Raw genomic sequence first — 17,172 nt, 5'->3', positions numbered from 1 at the left:
CCCCCCTCTACGGCACAAGGATGCTGTCCTGGGGCACGAATACCCAATAGCCTTTCCCCACACACACCTCCGCCGGCTGGGGAGCGGTCAGCACCACCCCCGTACAGGGATGGATGCTCCCCGCTGGCCATACCTGCCCCGGCGTGAGGGAGTGCCAGGTCTGGGTAACACTGTCATACCAGTAGGCACGGCTCCAGGCGGGTGTGCCCGCCGCTGTCCGCAGGGTGGCAAAGTAGGCATCGGCGGGCAACGATGCGACAGGAGGGCGCGCCCCGCTCACGATGCCGATAAGGTTCCAGCCGGAGCGCAGGCTAATGGCCGCTGGGGGCTGGGGGGGAGGGCCGCCAGGCCCAGCCGGGGCGGGGGTCAAGCGTAAGGGACGGAAGGAAGTGGAGCGCACATAGTAACCCCGCCCCACCTCTAGAGTGGAGATATCCCCCTCAAAGAGGCGTGTCGTCGGGTTGCGCCGGGCCACCAGAAATGTCCCCGCCACCCCGTCCCAGGTCATCACCATATCCACATCCGTATCAGCCAGCACCGAGTTGACAGCACGGGAGGCGGGGGCAAAGGGCAGGCTAATGATGTTCCAGCCCGGTGTCAGTGGAATCACCATCGGCGTGGGCACCTGCAGGCGAAACGTCCGCCGAAAGACCGTCGTCTCTGGCCCTCCGGGCAACAGGGACTGATTCCCCGCCGCATCGCGCCCGCTAAATGCCAGGATATAGTCCCCAGGTTGGGGATTAGCCACCACGATCAGGTAGCGCACCCCGTCCTGAGTGCTCACAGCGGCCGACAGGGGCGTATCCCCTATCCGCACATCCACACCGACCATCTCCACACGGGCATGGGAGTCCCCAAGGTATTCCGCCCCCTCCGCTGACCAGTCCACACTGATAAACAAGGGGTCGGAGAGGGCGATTGTGGGGAACCGTCCCCCCTCTACCACTGTGTCGCCCACCTTCACCACTGGCTCCCTCCCCCCATTGAGCACAGGGTCAAACTCGTACACTAGCGCCGAGGGGCCTACCCTAGAGGAACCTGCCCAGCCCGGGTTGCCGGGGATGTCCACCGCCTGCACCAGGACATGCACCCGCTGGGGCACGGCGTTGCCCAAGGGGTGGGCACTTCCCACCACTTGCAGGGTGTAGGCCCCACCCCCTGCGGGCGTCATCGCCAGGGGAGCCGCCGGGGCCACCGTACCCGCCGCATCCTGCTGGGCACCCAACACCACCTGGGGCACACCCCGCAGAGCCTCATCGGCCACCACGCGGATGGTCACGCTGTCCCGCGTCAGGGTCTTATCCACCGTGGCCGTCAGGCTGGGGCCGATACCATCATTGGCCACCACCTGCCCCACAGAGGCCACATTCCCCGCCTTGTCCTTGATGCCTTCGGCGATGGTCACCACAGGCAGAGCATCCGAGGGCAGGGGGCGGGGAAGGGTGAGGAATACATCCAGAGGGCGCAGGCGTTGGGGGCTGGGCAGGGACTCGTTGCGGATGTCCACCACTTGCACCCCAATGGGGGTCTCCCCACCCACACGGAACAGGCGCGGCAGAATGCTGGCCTCGTCCAGCCCACTATCGTCGGAGAAGGTCAAGCGGATGCTGGTGCGCCTGGCATCGGCCTGGCGCTTCAGGCGCTCGCCCGGGGGAGCCGTGGCATCCCACCAGGAGCCTGTCTCGGCCGACACCAGAATGGGGGGCACCCCGTCCACCGAGAGGAGCAAGGTCTGAGTGAACTCGTAGAGCACACCCGCCGCGATAGGGACGGGGCGTCCCGAGGGGTCGGTGAACGGCTGAGCGAAGGTGAGACGCCCCTCTTGCGGCGTGAAGGCGGAGACGGTGCGCACCTGGCCCCGCGCGGGACCCGTCAGCACCTGCACCTGGCGTCCCACCCAAAACTCGGTGCGGGTGCCCACCCAGTTGGCATCTACCAAAGAGGTGCCGTCGGGGGAGCCGTCAACAGTGCTGACGCTCCGCAGGGCCTCCGTCGGCCCGCCCCGGTTGCCCGCCAAGTCCAACGCCACCACACTCCAGGGCAAGCTCACCACCGAGCCTGGCCCTCCAATAAAGAGGGTGAGGCGCACCCGCCACCCCTGCGGGATACGCTCCAGAGCCAAGGCAGACGGCAGGAAGGGCTGGGCCCCCACCTCCAGGGTGATAAAGCCCGGCGCGCGCCGCACGGCGTTGGCCTGCAGGGCCTCCACGGTAGTGGGGAAGCCAGACAAAGCATCCGCCACTTCCACCACCATCTGCACCTCCCCAGGGCGCAGAATGGCCCCAGGGGGCGGGGACACCACCCGCACTAAAGGGGGCTGGTCGTCCACCCGCACCCGTGCCCCCGCAGCCCCGGGATAGAAGACCTCCAAGGTGTTGAGATGGAACCCCCCAACCTCTGTCGGTTGCAGGCCCGCCACCTGATTGCGCACTGTTACCTGGGCCTGGAACACGCCCGTATTGGGGCCGGTTTCCGGGGCTACCACCGTCCACGCCAGACCCAAGTCCAGGTTGCGCACAACCACACCCAGGGCATCCACCACATCGGGGCGCTGGTTGGCCCCCGGAGCCCGCACCGTAACCGTGAACTGAGCGCTGGAGCCCCCGGCGACGGCCGACACCCACTCCCTGTCCACAGTGAGAGTGATGCTCGGGGGCTGCTGGGGGTGGGGCGTCCAGCCCAGAGCCAGGACCACGCACCCCAGCAACACGCTAAGCACTAGAGCACGCATCGCTCCCCTTCCCCTGAGAAAACGCCTGGGGCATGGGTGGGGTTCCCCCCTGTCCGCCCCCAGCGCTACCGATAGTATCCATGCTATCCTAAAAAGGGGAACAACGGCTATGTCCCAGAAGCGCGTGATTGTCGCCATGAGCGGTGGGGTGGACTCCTCGGTGGCCGCCCTGCTCCTTAAGCAGGCGGGCTACCAGGTGGTGGGGGTGACTTTGCGCCTGTTCACCCTCTATCGGCCCACCGCCGCCCCCCTCAGTCGCTCCTGCTGCTCCCTGGAGGACATCCACGACGCCCGGCGGGTGTGCCAGGTGTTGGATATCCCCCATTATGTGCTGAACGCCGAGCGGGAGTTCCGCACCTTTGTGGTGGACTACTTCGTTGGTGAATATCAGCGGGGGCGCACGCCCAACCCCTGTATCGCCTGCAACGACCGCATTAAGTTCGCCTTCCTTCTTCAGCGGGCCATGGCTTTAGGGGCCGACCTGGTGGCCACAGGCCACTATGCCCGTGTGGTAGAGCGCCACGGCGTCTATTCCCTCCTCAAGGCAGTGGACGAGAGCAAAGACCAGTCTTATGTGCTGTTCGGCCTCGGGCAGGAGCAGTTGGCCCGCCTGCTGTTCCCTATCGGCTGGTACAGCAAGGCGGAGGTGCGCCAGATAGCCCAGACGGCCGGCCTGCCCGTGGCCCGCAAGCCCGACAGCCAGGAAATCTGCTTTGTCCTCTCCGGGGACTACCGGGAGTTCCTGCGTCAGCACGGCGTGGGACGCCCAGGCGACATCGTGGACACCGAGGGACGCGTGCTAGGGCGCCACGAGGGGGTGGAGTTCTTCACCATCGGCCAGCGGCGTGGGCTGGGCGTGGCCCGTGGCACGCCCCTCTATGTAGTAGGCATCGACGCCCCACGCGCCCGGGTCATCGTGGGGCCAGAGGAGGCCCTCTACCAGCAGAGCCTGCGGGCTGAGGGCGTGAACTGGGTGGAGGGGCCTCCTGGAGCCCCCGTTGAGGCCCAGGTCAAGGTGCGTTACAAGGCCCCGGCCGTAGCGGCCACCATCACCCCCATCGGCTCCGATACCGCCATGGTCGCCTTCCACGAGCCTCAGAGGGCCATCACCCCAGGGCAGGCGGTAGTGTTCTACGAGGGGGAGCGTGTCCTGGGAGGGGGGTTCATCGCCAGCCCCTACCCCCAGGATACCCCTGCACCGTCAGTTTCGGCAGGGGTCTGCACCGTCGGGGCCTCCTAACCCCTGCTATGGGCACCTCACCCTCCGAAGGAGCTATGCTAGAGTAAAGGCAACTCCCCTTGGGAGGCCCTATGGACCTGCGGGAGTTTGTGCGGGCGTCTCTGGAACGCACGCGCCAGCGCACCCTTCAAGCCCTCCAAGGCCTCACACCCGAGCAGTGGCACTGGCGTCCCTACCCAGGGGCCAACTCCATCGCCTTCCTGGTGTTCCACATCTTCCGTGTGGAGGACCGTTACTTTCACCGCTGGCTCTCAGCGGAGGGGGAGGTGTGGACAAAAGAGGGATGGGAACGGCACATCCTCTTGCCCCCCCATTCCCCTGGGGTTGACCCCGTCTGGACGACGGGCAACTCCTGGACCGCTGCCGATGTGGAAGCGTGGGTGCCTCCCCCGATGGAGACCCTCCTGCGGTATGGGGAGCGGGTGCGCCAAAGCGCCATCACGGTGCTGAAGGGCCTGGATTTCTCCCGCCTGGACTATGCCCCCCGTGCCGACCGCCCCCAGTTCACCCTCGCCTACTACCTTTACCAGGCCAGCCACCACGAGGCCGAACACCAGGGACAGATAGACTACCTGAAGGGCTTGTTCCCGCAGAGGCGCATCTCACATGGCTAGGTCTGTGCATCAGAGTCGCCCCACCTTCGCGTGGGAGGAGCGTCTGTGGCGGGATGGTCTGCGCTGGGTGGCGGGGATAGACGAGGCAGGGAGGGGACCTTTGGCGGGGCCAGTGGTGGCGGCGGCTGTGGTGTTCCCTCCGGGCTGGAGCTCCCCGTGGCTGGCCCAGGTGGACGACAGTAAGCGCCTTTCCCCCTCTCGACGGGCCTCGTTGGCCGTGCTCATTCGGAAAGCAGCGTTCGGGGTCGGCGTGGGCGTCGCCAGCGTGGGGGAGATCGATAGCCTGGGCATTCTCGGGGCCACCCGCAGAGCCATGCAGCGGGCCATCAGCGCACTCCCCGTGCGCCCCCAGGCCCTGTTGGTAGACGCTGTCGCCCTGGACGTTCAGGGTATCCCCTGCTGGCCCCTTGTGCGGGGCGACCGCCTCTCTCTCTCCATCGCCGCCGCCTCCATCATCGCCAAAGTGGAACGGGATGCCCTCATGGAGACCCTGGATGCCCAGTATCCCGGCTATGGCTTCCGGCAACACAAGGGCTACCCCACACCCGCCCACCTTTACGCCTTACGCCGTTTGGGGCCTTGCCCCGCCCATCGCGCATCCTTCGCCCCCGTCCGCGCCGTCAAGCTGTCTGGAGGCAAGGGATGAAGCCCCCCCGCCTCGCCCTGGGGCAGCGCAGTGAACACCTGGCCCGCCGTTTTCTGGAGGCGCAAGGATGGAGCACCTACGCCCGCAACTATCGCACCCCCTGGGGGGAGATAGACCTGGTCATGTGGGATGGGGCGGTGCTGGTGCTGGTGGAGGTTCGGGCACGGCGCAGTCGCGCCTTCGGTTCCCCCGAGGAGTCCCTCACCCACCGCAAGCGGATGCACCTGTTGCGCTCGGCCCAACAGGTGGTGCACGATTTGGGCTTCTCGGGCGATTGGAGGGTGGACCTGGTAACGGTAAGCTGGGAGAAGGGCACTCCGCCTATCCTGACCCACTTCCCCGCCATCCTAGAGGGGGACGCGAGCATGCCGAGGTGAGGCCGGCACAAATCCCCCATGCCCGCTGAGGCGTATATACAAGAGGAAGGTTCCCTGCGGCCATAGGGCTTTGCCCCGGGCCCTCGGCACAGCACGCAGGCGATGCTTGACGCCCTGCACCAGGGGGGTTACACTAAAAGGGCTTGCATGCCCACAGGAGAGGAGGCTATGGTGCGTGCGCGACTATCCCCGATAGTGATTTTGGGCGGTCTGTTGGCTTTGGCTTTGTTGGCGCTGGTGGGATGTCGGGCGGCGCCCGCTCCTGCCACCCCGACCCCGACGCGGGCACCGGCGGCCCCCGCCCCCGTTGCCACCCCCACCCCAGCCCCGGCCCCCGCTCCCGCCCCTGCCCCAGGTGTTACCCCCACCCCCACACCCGTCGTCCTCCCCACACCCACCCCCACCCCCGCCGTGGTGGAACAGCCCCGCTACGGGGGCATCCTGCGGGCCATGCACCGGGATAACCCCCCGTCCCTTCTGATTCACCGGGAGGCGACCATCTCCACCTCCTGGCCGGTGATGCCCGCCTATAACAACCTGGTCATCTTTGACCAGAGCAAGGACCGCTCCATCCCCGAGAACATCGTCCCCGAACTGGCCGAGTCCTGGGAGTGGCAGGATGGGGGGAGAACCCTGGTCTTCAAACTGCGCCGGAATGTCAAGTGGCACGACGGCACCCCCTTCACCGCCAAGGATGTGAAGTTCACCTTTGACAGCATCCGGCTGGACCGGGGCATCGCCGTCAACCCCCGGCGCGACTGGTATGCCAATGTGGCCAGCATAGATACTCCCGACGACTACACTGTCATCTTCCGTCTGAACCGTCCCCAGCCTGCCCTGCTGCAGATGCTGGCCTCGGGCTACACGCCCGTCATGCCCGCTCACCCCGGCAGCCTGGATGCCCTGCGCACCAACATCATCGGCACTGGCCCCTTCAAGCTGAAGACTTTCCGCCCGGGCGAGCTGCTGGAACTGGAGAAGAACAAGGACTACTGGGTGCCCGGCCGACCCTACCTGGACGGCATCCGCTACATCATCATCACCGACCGGGCCACCCGCTACGCCGCCCTACGGGCCGGCCAGTTGGATATCGCCTTCCCCGGCGAGACCACCAAGTCCCTGCGGGACACGGTGAAGGCGGCGGTGCCCCAGATGGTAGAGGTGCGGGTCTCCACCAATGTCTATGACAACATCCTCACCAACTTCACGCGCCCGCCCTTCACCGACGCCCGCGTGCGCCGCGCCGTAACCCTGGCCATTGACCGCGAAGCCTATGTGCAGGCGGTGCGGGAGGGAGGGGCCATCATCGGTGCAGCCATGCTCCCCCAGCCCTGGGGCTACTGGGGCCTGCCCGAGGAGCGCTTGCGCAAACTCCCCGGCTACGGCGATCCCCGCGCAGGCAAGGAGGAGGCCCGGCGCCTCCTGGCCGAGGCCGGCTTCCCCACCGGCTTGGATGTCGTCATGTCCACCCGCAATATCGCCCTCTACATTGACTTCGCCAACTTCGTGGCCGACCAACTGCGCCAGGTGGGCATCCGCACCACCATTGAATTGGTGGAGACGGGCGTCTGGCACCCCAAGGTCACCCGCCTGGAATACACCCTGGGCACCAACCTCACCGGCGTGGGCATTGACGACCCCGACGCCAACTTCTATGAGAACTACCGCTGCGGCTCCCCCCGCAACTACAGCGCCTACTGCAACCCCGAGGTGGACCGCATGATGGACGAGGCCTCGGCCACCTTGGATGTCCAGAAGCGCCGCGAACTGGTGTGGCAGATTGACGAGAAACTGCAGATAGATGGCGCCCGCCCCGTGACGGGCTGGACTGTGGACTACTTCCTGTTCTGGCCCCACGTGAAGGGCTACGTGCCCCAGCACGTGCTCTATAACCACGGGCGCATGCAGGATGTGTGGCTGGCCCGCTAACGGCCCGCACCGCTGACCCCCTTCTAGGTGCCCCTTCCCCCCTCGGGAAGGGGCACCCCTTTTTCCCGACACACCCACAAGGAGCAACGGATGCTACGGTAGAAGGGCTGACGGAGGTCAGCAAGTCCTACCCAGAATGGCCTATGGGCGTTACTAAAACCCTCGCCCGCAATATGGCCCCGACCGCTTTGGAGAGCCTACCCCCAGAGGCGATTCAGACGGCCCGCCAGGTGCTCCTGGACAGCACCCCCAACAAGCTGCCAGCTCCCAGGAGCCTTTGGCTTCATCGGTGCACCCCCTCATAGACCTCCTCCGGGTGCCCACAGCCCGCCGCCATCCGGTTGACCACGTCCCACGTAGAAAGGGCTCACTCCCCCTAGGGGACACATCCCAGGCAGACCCCACCTACCCCCCGAGGGCACGCGGGGGGCAACCTGCCTACCCCTTGGGGAAAAAGGAGACCGAGGCTAGGCCGCCCTCTGGTAGAAGGAAACGCGCGTGGGCAGAGGGAGGGTCTCCTCGGAGGTAACGATGTAGGGGCGGCGGAGCCAGCGGTAGCACTCGTACCACCGCTCCCCAATGCGCACCGCCAGAATGGGGTCCACCCGCTCCTCCACCAGCACCGCCACCTCGTCCACCTCGGGCAGGGTGGTCAGCATACTGGCCAGGCGCTCCGCCTCCACCGTGCCGATCACGCGGTCGACAGGGTGGAAGGTGAAACGCCCCCGCTGGGGCAGAGCCAGGCTCACCTGCCAGCCCAGCAGGCGCACACTGAGAACCTTCTGCCAGGAGACGCGAAGCAGAGGGGGCTGGCCCTCCTCCTGGCGTAGGAGGGTAAGAGCCAGGGGGCGCACCTCCAGCCCCAGTGCGCGCGCCCGGGTCAGGAAACGCGCCGCAGCAGGCGTCTGGCGCTCCCCGGCAACACCTGAGCGTGGACCAACCAGGATGTGAGCGAAAGCCATATGCACCTCCCTCCCCGGTACGGGGCTTCCACCGTCCATCTACTCGACGGGCTCTTCAATAGGCACCACCGTGGTGCGGAACAACTCCCCCTCCCGCAGGATGGCCACCGGCATGCGCTTTCCAATGGCGTTGCGGGTGAGCAAGCGATGCACCGCGTCCACGCTGGGGATGGGGGTATCGCCCAAACCGATGATAACATCTCCCCGCGCCAGGCCGGCCCGATCGGCGGGGCCACCCGGCACCACCTGCACGATGCGCACGCCGGTGCGCTCGGGAATGCCCCAACGCACCACCACCTCTGGGGCCAGGGCAACGGGATGCACCGCGATGCCCAGCCACGCCCGGCGCACCCGCCCCTCCCGCATCAGTTCCCCAGCCACCCACTGGGCCGTGTTGATAGGAATGGCGAAGCAAATCCCCTGGGCACCCGCCACGATGGCCGTGGTAATACCCACCACCTGCCCTTTGGTGTCCACCAAAGCCCCCCCACTGCTCCCCGGGTTGAGGGCCGCATCGGTTTGCACAATGTTCTCAATAAGGCGCCCCGTAAGGCTCCGTAAAGAGCGCCCCAGAGCACTCACCACACCCATGGTTACGGTAGCCTCCAGGCCCAGGGGATTGCCGATGGCCAGCACAATCTCCCCCACCCGCAGAGCATCGGAGTCCCCCAACTGGGCGGGCTGGAGGTCGCTGGCGGGCACCCGCAACACGGCGATGTCGGTATGGGGATCCGCTCCGACCACCTCGGCGTGGAGAGTGCGCCCGTCGGTAAAAAGGGCGCGAAAGCCCGAGGCGGAGCGGGCCACATGGCTGTTGGTCAGGATAAAGCCGTCGGAGGAGAGCACCACCCCAGACCCAGCCCCCACAACGGCCTCCTCATCCCCCTGCCGGGGATGGCGTAGCAGGTGCAGACTCACCACCGAGGGACGCACCCGCTCTGCCAGGGCCACCAACGCCTCTGAAAGACCCTGGAGGGCAGCCAGGGAACGCTGTGCATTACGGGCCACGCCAGCACCCCCGTTGCAGTGTAGAGCCCTGCGGTCCAGGGTGCAACCTGTCGCCTCACGAGACCACTGTGAGGGTCTCCTCAAAGCGTGGGGGAGTGGAGAGGGTGCGATGCACAGGGCACCGTTTCACAATGTCCAGAAGGCGCGCCTTCTGCTCCTCGTCCAGTTTGCCCCGCACGGTTACTTCCACGCGAATGAGTTCCTCCAGAGGAGGGGGGCCTTCAGAAGGAACCTTCTGCTCCACCGGCACCCTCTGGTGAGACACTTGGGCGGTGATAGACTCCACTGCCCATCCTTTCCTCCTCACGTACATGAGGAGCGTGATGACCGTTCAGGTGCCCAGGCCGGCCAAGAGAAACTCGTAGGGGGAGGGGCCAGCGTCCTCTCCTTCGGGGGGCGGCTCATCCCCCAAAAAGGTGTGCCCCCGCGCCGTTACCTGCACCCGATAGTTGGACAGGGAGCGGACAGTAACAGTCCGTATACGGCTGGTGCTCATCCTTCACCCCTTGCCTCTGGTGTGGGCTCGTCAGGTGTGCCCCATCCGCCGCCTCCGGGCGTGCGGATGCTCAACACATCCCCAGGCTCCACCCGCAGGGTAACCTTGGGAGGCAAGCGCACCTCCTCCTCGCCCCCCTTTAGCAGGATGTTCTCCCCCGGCTGGCCCGGCTCGCCCCCCTGCAGGCCCCACGGACGCATCCGCCGGCGTTCCGTCAGCACCGTGACCGTCGCCGGAGCCAAAAACTCCAGGTCGCGGATGATGCCGTCCCCGCCCTGGTATTTGCCGCGCCCCCCCGACCCCCGCCGCACCGTATAGCGGCGCACCCGCATCGGATACACCATCTCCAAGGCCTCTATGGGGGTGTTCATGGTGTTGGTCATATGGGTGTGCACAGCCGAGATACCGTCTTTGGTGGGGCGCGCTCCCATCCCCCCCGCGATGGTCTCGTAGTAGGCGAAGGACTTGTTGCGAATGGGGTCGTGCCCTCCCACCAGCACATTGTTCATGGTCCCCTGGCTGGCGGCGGGGATAAGATGGGGCAGGGCCTGGGCCAAGGCCCCCATCAGCACATCCACCAGGCGCTGGGAGGTCTCCACATTCCCTCCTGCCACGGCAGCAGGGGGTCGGGGGTTCACCAGCGACCCTTCGGGAGCGATGATGCGCACGGCCCGCAGGATACCCTGATTGGCGGGCACCTGCTCCCCCACAATGCACCGCACCACATACAGCACCGCCGACACTGCCACCGCCAACGGCGTATTGGTGCACCCGGGGCGCTGCGGGCTGGTGCCCGTCCAGTCAAACTCTATCGTATCGTCCAGAATGCGCACCGTTACCTGAATGGGCACCGGCTCGTCACTGAGTCCATCGTCGTCCATATAGTCGCGGAAGGTGTAGGTGCCCTTGGGCATCTGGCGAATGGCGGCACGGGTCAGGCGCTCGGCGTAGTCCAACAGGGCCGCCATATGCTCCCGCACCGTCTCCCACCCGTAGCGGTGCACCAGGTCCTGCAGGCGGCGCTCCCCCGTCTTACAGGCGGCGATCTGGGCCGCCAGATCCCCCTTCCGCTCCTCGGGGGTGCGAGAGTTCCGACAGAACAGGGTAATCACCTCTTCGTTGAGCACCCCCGCCTTGGCCAGCTTGATAGGTGGGAAGATAAACCCCTCCTGATACAGTTCGGTGGACAGGGGCAGGGAGCCCGGCGTCATCCCCCCAATGTCGGCGTGATGCCCCCGGTTGCCCACAAACCCCACCAGAGTATCCCCCACAAACACAGGGGCCACCAGGGTGACATCGTTGAGGTGCGTGCCTCCCATATATGGGTCGTTGAGGATGACGATGTCCCCGGGGGAGAAGGTGAAGTTGGCGATGGCCGCCTGCACCGAGGCGGGCATGGATCCCAGGTGCACGGGGATGTGGGCCGCCTGGGCCACCATATTTCCCTGGGGGTCAAACACGGCGCACGAGTAGTCCTTGCGCTCCTTGATGTTGGGGGAAAAGGCGGTGCGCCCCAGGGAGACCCCCATCTCCTCCGCCACCGAGGCGAACAGGTTGCGGAACACCTCTAGGGAGACGGCGTCTACAGCCATCGGCGCATCCTCACAGGCCTTTTCCCCCATGATGCCACACAGCAGGTGAAACGACTATGGGGCAGGCCCTGTATACAGATATCAGGAGAATGCCCTCCCTGCCGCCTTGCCAACCCCGCCTCGCCGGGCTATCCTTGCCCCAGGAGGGAGGGATGGCCGTCCGCGAACTACGCTTCCGCGAAGCCATCAACGAGGCCCTACGCCAGGAGATGGAGCGCGACCCCACCGTGTTCATTATGGGGGAGGACATTGCCGGCGGAGCCGGGCGCGCCCACCTGGGCATCATAGACGCCTGGGGCGGGGCCTTCCGCGTCACCAAGGGCTTGATCACCCGCTTCGGCCCCGAACGGGTGCGGGACACGCCCATCAGCGAAGCGGGCTTCATCGGGGCGGCGATTGGGGCCGCCAGCGTGGGCATGCGCCCTGTGGTGGAGTTGATGTTCGTGGACTTTGCAGGCGTCTGTCTAGACCAGATCATCAACAACGCCGCCAAGATGCGCTATATGTATGGGGGCCAGGTGAAGGTGCCCGTGACCATTATCACCCGCATCGGGGCGGGGGTCGGCTCCGCCGCCCAGCACAGCGAGTCCTTCTACAGCATCTTCGCCCACTTCCCCGGCTTGAAGGGGGTGGCCCCCTCCGACCCCTACACCGCCAAAGGCCTCCTCATCTCCGCCATCCGCGACGACGACCCCGTCATCGTCTTTGAGCACAAGAAACTCTACGGGCGCACAGGGCCAGTGCCCGAAGAGCCGTATACTGTCCCCATCGGCAAGGCGCGGGTGCTCAAAGAGGGGAGGGACATCACCCTGGTGGGCATCTCCCTTATGACCTCCGAGTGCCTGTCGGCCGCCGAAACCCTAGCCAAAGAGGGCATAGACGCCGAGGTGATAGACCTCCTGAGCGTCGCCCCTATAGACTACGACACCGTGCTGGACTCGGTGCGCAAGACCCATCGCCTGGTGGTCGTGGATGAGGACAACCCCCGCTGCAGCGTCGCTTCGGAGATTGAGGCGATGGTAGCCGAGGAGGCCTTTGACTACCTGGACGCCCCACCCCGCAAGGTTACCCCACCCCACACACCCGTCCCCTATAGCCGGCCCCTGGAGGACCTGTATATCCCCAACGCTGAGCGCATCGTGCGGGTGGTGAAAAGCCTGCTCGGGCGCTAAACGACCGCCTTGCTAAAGCCTTGCCTTTGCCCTAAACTGGCAGGTGAGCATTCAGGGGGAGGTGCCTATGTTCACGCGCTTGGCCTTTGGCCTACTCAATCGCCTGCTCCCGGCCCAGGAGGCCCACGCCCACTGCGACATCCCCTGTGGCATATACGACCCCATCTCCGCCAAGATCGCCGCCCAAACCGTCCTCAAGATGGTCATGCGTATGGAATCCCTACCCAAGCCCGACCCCAACAACCCCGCCTCCGTGCTGGCCTACTATAATTCCCTGGCCCGCTACATCGCCACCAAAGAGCACCATGCCGAACTGTGTAAGCGGGAACTGGACATCCTCTGGCACGACTACTTCCGCCCTGAGCACCTGCAGAAATATCCCGATTTGCACGATATCTTCTGGAAGACCCTCAAACTGGCCTCTCGCTGCAAGCAGACCGTTGATCGCAAAGCGGCTGAGGAGTTGGTTGCTGCGGTAGACCGCATCGCCGAAATCTTCTGGGCGACTAAGGGCGTCCAGTACTCGGACCCCGTGGCGCAGGTGCGCTTTGGCACCTAGCACGAGCTTGGGCCACCCCCTGCGTGTGCCCATCCGCCCCGAGGTTCTGGTGCGGCTCACCCCTGGCCCTTTCCCCCGCACAACCCCCCGGAGGGTGCGCATCCCCGTCCGCACATCCTCCGCCTCTGGGGAAGGAGGTGCTATGTCCACCTGGCGCGCCGCCCTGGCTGAGGGCATTGCTACCCTGCTATTCGTCTTTCTGGGGGCTGGATCGGCCGTGGTGAGCGGGATGTTCCTGGCTGCGCCGGAGGCCCCCTTTCCCCCCGCCCGCATCATCGCCATCGCCCTCTCCCACGGTTTGGGCATCGCCCTGCTCGCCTGGGCCACGGGGCACATCTCGGGGGGGTTCCTCAACCCCGCCATCACCATCGCCGCAGCCCTGACCCGCCGTCTGGGGGCGGGGCGGGCGCTGGCCTACATCGTCGCCCAACTGGGAGGGGCGGTGCTCGGCGCCTACCTCCTGAAACTGGTCATCCCCGCGCCTGCGCAGGGGTCCCTGGGAGCCACCACTTTGGGAGAGGGAATGAGCACCGGGGCTGGGCTTCTGGCCGAGGCTGTGTTCACCTTCGCCATCGCCTTTGTGGTGTATGCTACCGCTATGGATGGGCGGGGGCCGAAGACCCTGGCCCCCCTGGCTATTGGCCTCACCATCGTCGTGGACGCTTTGGTCGGCGTGCCCCTCACGGGGGCATCCATGAATCCTGCCCGCACCCTGGGGCCCGCCGTGGCCGCCGGCGTGTGGGCAGACCATTGGGTCTACTGGGTAGGGCCTCTGGTGGGAGCGTCCCTCGCAGCGCTGGCCTACGAGACGTTGTTCACCTCGAGGAACGGGGAGAAGGGCTAGCCACGGCGCGCACCAAAGCCCCCACCGCCAGCACCGACCCCACCGCCGTTACCGCACACGCCCACGACGCATCCCGAAACGCCCAGGCGATGGCGCGCGCATCGGTGGCAGCAGAGTCCACATAGGCCCCCAAGCGGGTCGCATACACCGCCCCCGCCAAGGCCAGTCCCCCGGACAAGCCGATCTGCCTCCCGGTGCTGATGGAGGCGTTGGCCGTGCCCAAACGGTCGCGGCGGGCGGCGCTCATAATGTGTGTGCTGTAGGACGGCTCGTAGAAGGCCGACCCCAGCCCCATCATCGCGAACCCCAACACCACCCATCCCAGCCCACCCCCCACCCCCAATCCACCCACCACCGCCAACCCCGCCAGCATCCACAGGTTGCCTACACCCATCACATAGTGCGGAGGAACGCGTTCACAGAGCATCCCCGCCAAAGGAGCCACCACCACCCGCACTAACGGCAGAGCCGCCAGCACCGCCCCCGCCGCCTCCTGGGACAAGCCCCGCCCCTCGAGCAAATAAAACGCCCCCACCGCGTTGTACGCCCCCCACGCCAAATAGTGCAGAACCAGCGCCAACATCGCCCACCCGAAGGCGGGGTCGCCCAGCATGGCCAGGTCGACCACGGGGCGCACAGCCCTGCGCTCCACCCACACCAGCATCGGTACCAGCGCCAGCGTGGCCCCCGCCAAACCCCACACCAGGGGGTGACCAATGCCCCACGCCCCGGCGCGGTTGACCGCCAACAGGAACGCCCCCAACACCGCAAAGAGAAGCCCAGCTCCCCACCAATCCACAGGCACCCGCTTTTCCAGAGGAGGCTCCCGCCGCAACACCGCACCTGCCAGGAGGGCACTGGCCATCGCCAAAGGCAGACGCGCCCAAAACAGCGCCCGCCAGTCCCCCACCGTCAGCAGAAAACCCCCCAGAATGGGGCCGAACCCCAACCCCAACCCCACCACACCGCTATTGATGCCCAACGCCCGCCCCCGCTCGCGAGGGGGGACAGCAGCCGTCAACAACGCTTGGCCGTTGGCTACCAGCACCGACGCCCCAACTCCCTGCAGCACCCGCGCACCTAATAGCCACGGGAGGTTCTGGGCCGACGCCGCCAAGCCCAGGGCCAGGGTAAAAGTCCAAAACCCCATCAAGTACACGGTCTTGCGCCCCCACACATCCCCCATCCATCCCAATGTAAAGGCCAGACCCGTGCTCACCAACCAGTACAGAATGCTGACCCAAATGACGGCCGAGACATCGGTCTGGAAGGCACGGGCCAGGGCGGGGAAAGCGATGGCCATCACGCCCCCATCCAGGGTGGTGGTCAAGGTGGCCAACGCCACCACCACTTGGACGAGCCACTTATACGACACGCGCACGGGCAGGAAGCGGGCCTCCCCCGGATCGCGGGACACGGCTACAGCAACGGGAGAAGGTCGGTGAACTGCTCCTGCAACCAGCGGTGTTGATCATACCCCTCCACCGCCTGGCGGAGCAGAGCGGCGCGGCGTTGGCGCTCCTCGGAGGACATGGTCAACACCGTGTATAGGGCCTCGGCAGTGCCCTCCAGGTCGGCGGGAGCTACCCCCACCGCCCCCTCGTGCAACTGCTCATAGGCGCCCGCAGTTTCAGAGAGCACCAGCACGCCCGCTTTACCGTTGACCACCGGCCCCTCCTTCGCCACCAGGCTCATCCCGTCGCTGACCGGGTTCACCAACAGGGCATCATACAGGCGCAGGCCCGCGACCGCCTGGGTATAGTTGTTCTCCTCAAACAGCACGATAGGTTTCCACCCCTCGGCCCCGTAGGTGGCGTTGATCTGGTCTATGGTCTGACGCACCTCCTCCATATACCGCTCGTACTGGCGAATATGGGTGCGCGACGACACCAAAAAAGCCAGAAACACCACCTTCCCCCGCAGTTCGGGGTGCTTCTCCAACAGCAGGGCGTAGGAACGGAAGCCCCGCACAATGTTCTTGGACGGCTCCGCCCGGTCCACACGGACAATGGTGTGCTGGAGACACAAGGGCAATAGGCGCTGGTAATACTCCTGGGCGCGGGACGAGGCGGCAATGCGCCGCACCTCCTCCACATCAATGGACAACGGGTAACACCGCACCACCACCCTATGCCCCCGATAGGTTACCGTCTGCCCCGCAAAGTCCACCTGCGCTTCGGGCAGAAACAGCGCACACCCCTGCAAGAAGTTCAGCATATCCGTGCGCGTCTGAAAGCCCACGATGTGGGACGCCACCAGCCCTTGGAAGATAGCCTCCCGCATATCCCGCGGCAGCAACTGCCACATGCGGGGCTCGGGCCAGGGCAAATGCACCAGGTAATGCACCACCGCCGACGGCACCGCCTGGCGCACCTGGGGGGGGACCAAATACAAATGGTAATCGTGGAGCATCACCAGACACGGACGCTCCTCCAGGCCCGCCTCGGTGATCACCGCCTCGGCGAAGGCGCGGTTGACCAGGACATACCCCGTCTCCCACGCATCCCGCACAACGGCGTCCACACTGGGCGTATGGGGGGCATTCCACATGTAGTGGTGCAGAAACCATAAAAGAGGATTACAAAAGATGTTGTAGAACTTGTGGTAGACCCGCCGGTGGGTGGCCACGAAGCGCACCGTAACCTTCTGCCCCGGCAGAGGTGAACGCACCCGCCCCTCTGGGTTCTGCTCCAACATTTTCCGGTCGCCTTCGCCCATAGCGCCGGCTATCCAAGTAAAGGGGAAGCGTTGCAGCAAGTAGGAGAGAGCCGTTACCACGGTTCCCCCACCCCGTCGAGGCTGGGGTTGCCCGTCAGGCCCGAGCACATACTCCAGGGGGCCACGGTTACTCACCACCAGGAGGCGTCGCTTGGACAAAACCTCTTGGCACAGGTTGAAGAGGGGGTCGCTACTGGCAGGAGGGGAGACCGTCGTCATCGCCTTTCATCCACGACGGGGCCGTGCCCCGGTGTTTTCCTCTCTCTCTGTGCACCACAGCGAGG

General features: G+C 65.9%; 16 protein-coding genes. 8 read left to right on the top strand and 8 right to left on the bottom strand.

The features are described from left to right. Positions 1 to 7: 7 nt before the first annotated feature. Positions 8 to 2,731, bottom strand: a complete 2,724-nt coding sequence (locus tag NZ951_01660; protein MCS7206632.1) for a hypothetical protein — start codon at positions 2,729 to 2,731, stop codon at positions 8 to 10. Between NZ951_01660 and mnmA the strand changes: the two genes are divergently transcribed. The 5 genes from mnmA to NZ951_01635 all read left to right on the top strand — a co-directional run bounded on the left by mnmA (position 2,646) and on the right by NZ951_01635 (position 7,537). After that, on the top strand, positions 2,646 to 3,971 hold the full coding sequence (gene mnmA, locus NZ951_01655) for a tRNA 2-thiouridine(34) synthase MnmA (protein ID MCS7206631.1): 1,326 nt from the start codon (positions 2,646 to 2,648) through the stop codon (positions 3,969 to 3,971). The genes NZ951_01660 and mnmA overlap by 86 nt on opposite strands. Positions 3,972 to 4,042: 71 nt before the next feature. Then, on the top strand, positions 4,043 to 4,585 hold the full coding sequence (locus NZ951_01650) for a DinB family protein (GenBank protein ID MCS7206630.1): 543 nt from the start codon (positions 4,043 to 4,045) through the stop codon (positions 4,583 to 4,585). Continuing rightward, positions 4,578 to 5,231, top strand: coding sequence for a ribonuclease HII (locus NZ951_01645; protein MCS7206629.1), 654 nt, complete (start codon positions 4,578 to 4,580; stop codon positions 5,229 to 5,231). The genes NZ951_01650 and NZ951_01645 overlap by 8 nt, the downstream gene beginning before the upstream one ends. After that, positions 5,228 to 5,608 carry a YraN family protein gene (locus NZ951_01640; GenBank protein MCS7206628.1) on the top strand — a complete coding sequence of 127 codons (381 nt, stop codon included), beginning with the start codon at positions 5,228 to 5,230 and terminating at the stop codon, positions 5,606 to 5,608. The genes NZ951_01645 and NZ951_01640 overlap by 4 nt, the downstream gene beginning before the upstream one ends. Before the next feature lie 168 nt (positions 5,609 to 5,776). Continuing rightward, complete coding sequence (locus NZ951_01635) at positions 5,777 to 7,537, top strand: ABC transporter substrate-binding protein (GenBank protein MCS7206627.1); 1,761 nt, start codon at positions 5,777 to 5,779, stop codon at positions 7,535 to 7,537. A gap of 467 nt (positions 7,538 to 8,004) precedes the next feature. Here the strand turns inward: NZ951_01635 and NZ951_01630 are convergent, their stop codons facing one another. The 5 genes from NZ951_01630 to NZ951_01610 are packed head-to-tail and all read right to left on the bottom strand — an operon-like array spanning position 8,005 to position 11,595. Beyond that, positions 8,005 to 8,499 (bottom strand): hypothetical protein, encoded by a 495-nt coding sequence (locus NZ951_01630; protein MCS7206626.1) that lies wholly within the window; start codon positions 8,497 to 8,499, stop codon positions 8,005 to 8,007. Positions 8,500 to 8,538: 39 nt separating this feature from the next. Beyond that, positions 8,539 to 9,507 carry a trypsin-like peptidase domain-containing protein gene (locus tag NZ951_01625; GenBank protein MCS7206625.1) on the bottom strand — a complete coding sequence of 323 codons (969 nt, stop codon included), beginning with the start codon at positions 9,505 to 9,507 and terminating at the stop codon, positions 8,539 to 8,541. Between the two features lie 55 nt (positions 9,508 to 9,562). Continuing rightward, positions 9,563 to 9,820, bottom strand: coding sequence for an OsmC family protein (locus NZ951_01620; protein ID MCS7206624.1), 258 nt, complete (start codon positions 9,818 to 9,820; stop codon positions 9,563 to 9,565). A gap of 18 nt (positions 9,821 to 9,838) precedes the next feature. Further along, the gene (locus NZ951_01615) at positions 9,839 to 10,003 is read right to left on the bottom strand and encodes a hypothetical protein (GenBank protein MCS7206623.1); all 165 of its coding nucleotides are present in this window, start codon (positions 10,001 to 10,003) and stop codon (positions 9,839 to 9,841) included. Further along, positions 10,000 to 11,595, bottom strand: coding sequence for a hydantoinase B/oxoprolinase family protein (locus NZ951_01610; protein MCS7206622.1), 1,596 nt, complete (start codon positions 11,593 to 11,595; stop codon positions 10,000 to 10,002). The genes NZ951_01615 and NZ951_01610 overlap by 4 nt, the downstream gene beginning before the upstream one ends. A 152-nt stretch (positions 11,596 to 11,747) precedes the next feature. Here NZ951_01610 and NZ951_01605 point away from each other — a divergent pair, with 152 nt between their 5' ends. From NZ951_01605 to NZ951_01595, 3 genes are all read left to right on the top strand, one after another. Further along, positions 11,748 to 12,767 (top strand): alpha-ketoacid dehydrogenase subunit beta, encoded by a 1,020-nt coding sequence (locus tag NZ951_01605; protein ID MCS7206621.1) that lies wholly within the window; start codon positions 11,748 to 11,750, stop codon positions 12,765 to 12,767. 67 nt (positions 12,768 to 12,834) lie between these two features. Next, the gene (gene sodN, locus NZ951_01600; GenBank protein MCS7206620.1) at positions 12,835 to 13,326 is read left to right on the top strand and encodes a superoxide dismutase, Ni; all 492 of its coding nucleotides are present in this window, start codon (positions 12,835 to 12,837) and stop codon (positions 13,324 to 13,326) included. 142 nt (positions 13,327 to 13,468) lie between these two features. Continuing rightward, positions 13,469 to 14,170 carry an aquaporin gene (locus NZ951_01595; protein ID MCS7206619.1) on the top strand — a complete coding sequence of 234 codons (702 nt, stop codon included), beginning with the start codon at positions 13,469 to 13,471 and terminating at the stop codon, positions 14,168 to 14,170. Here the strand turns inward: NZ951_01595 and NZ951_01590 are convergent. Beyond that, positions 14,142 to 15,551, bottom strand: coding sequence for an MFS transporter (locus NZ951_01590; protein ID MCS7206618.1), 1,410 nt, complete (start codon positions 15,549 to 15,551; stop codon positions 14,142 to 14,144). The genes NZ951_01595 and NZ951_01590 overlap by 29 nt on opposite strands. Before the next feature lie 38 nt (positions 15,552 to 15,589). Beyond that, positions 15,590 to 17,107 carry a trehalose-6-phosphate synthase gene (locus NZ951_01585; GenBank protein MCS7206617.1) on the bottom strand — a complete coding sequence of 506 codons (1,518 nt, stop codon included), beginning with the start codon at positions 17,105 to 17,107 and terminating at the stop codon, positions 15,590 to 15,592. Positions 17,108 to 17,172 lie beyond the last annotated feature (65 nt).

Source organism: Dehalococcoidia bacterium (assembly GCA_025060295.1).
Taxonomy (GTDB): Bacteria; Chloroflexota; Dehalococcoidia; order Lucifugimonadales; family HRBIN23; genus HRBIN23.
This window is presented reverse-complemented; position numbering and strand designations above follow the sequence as displayed.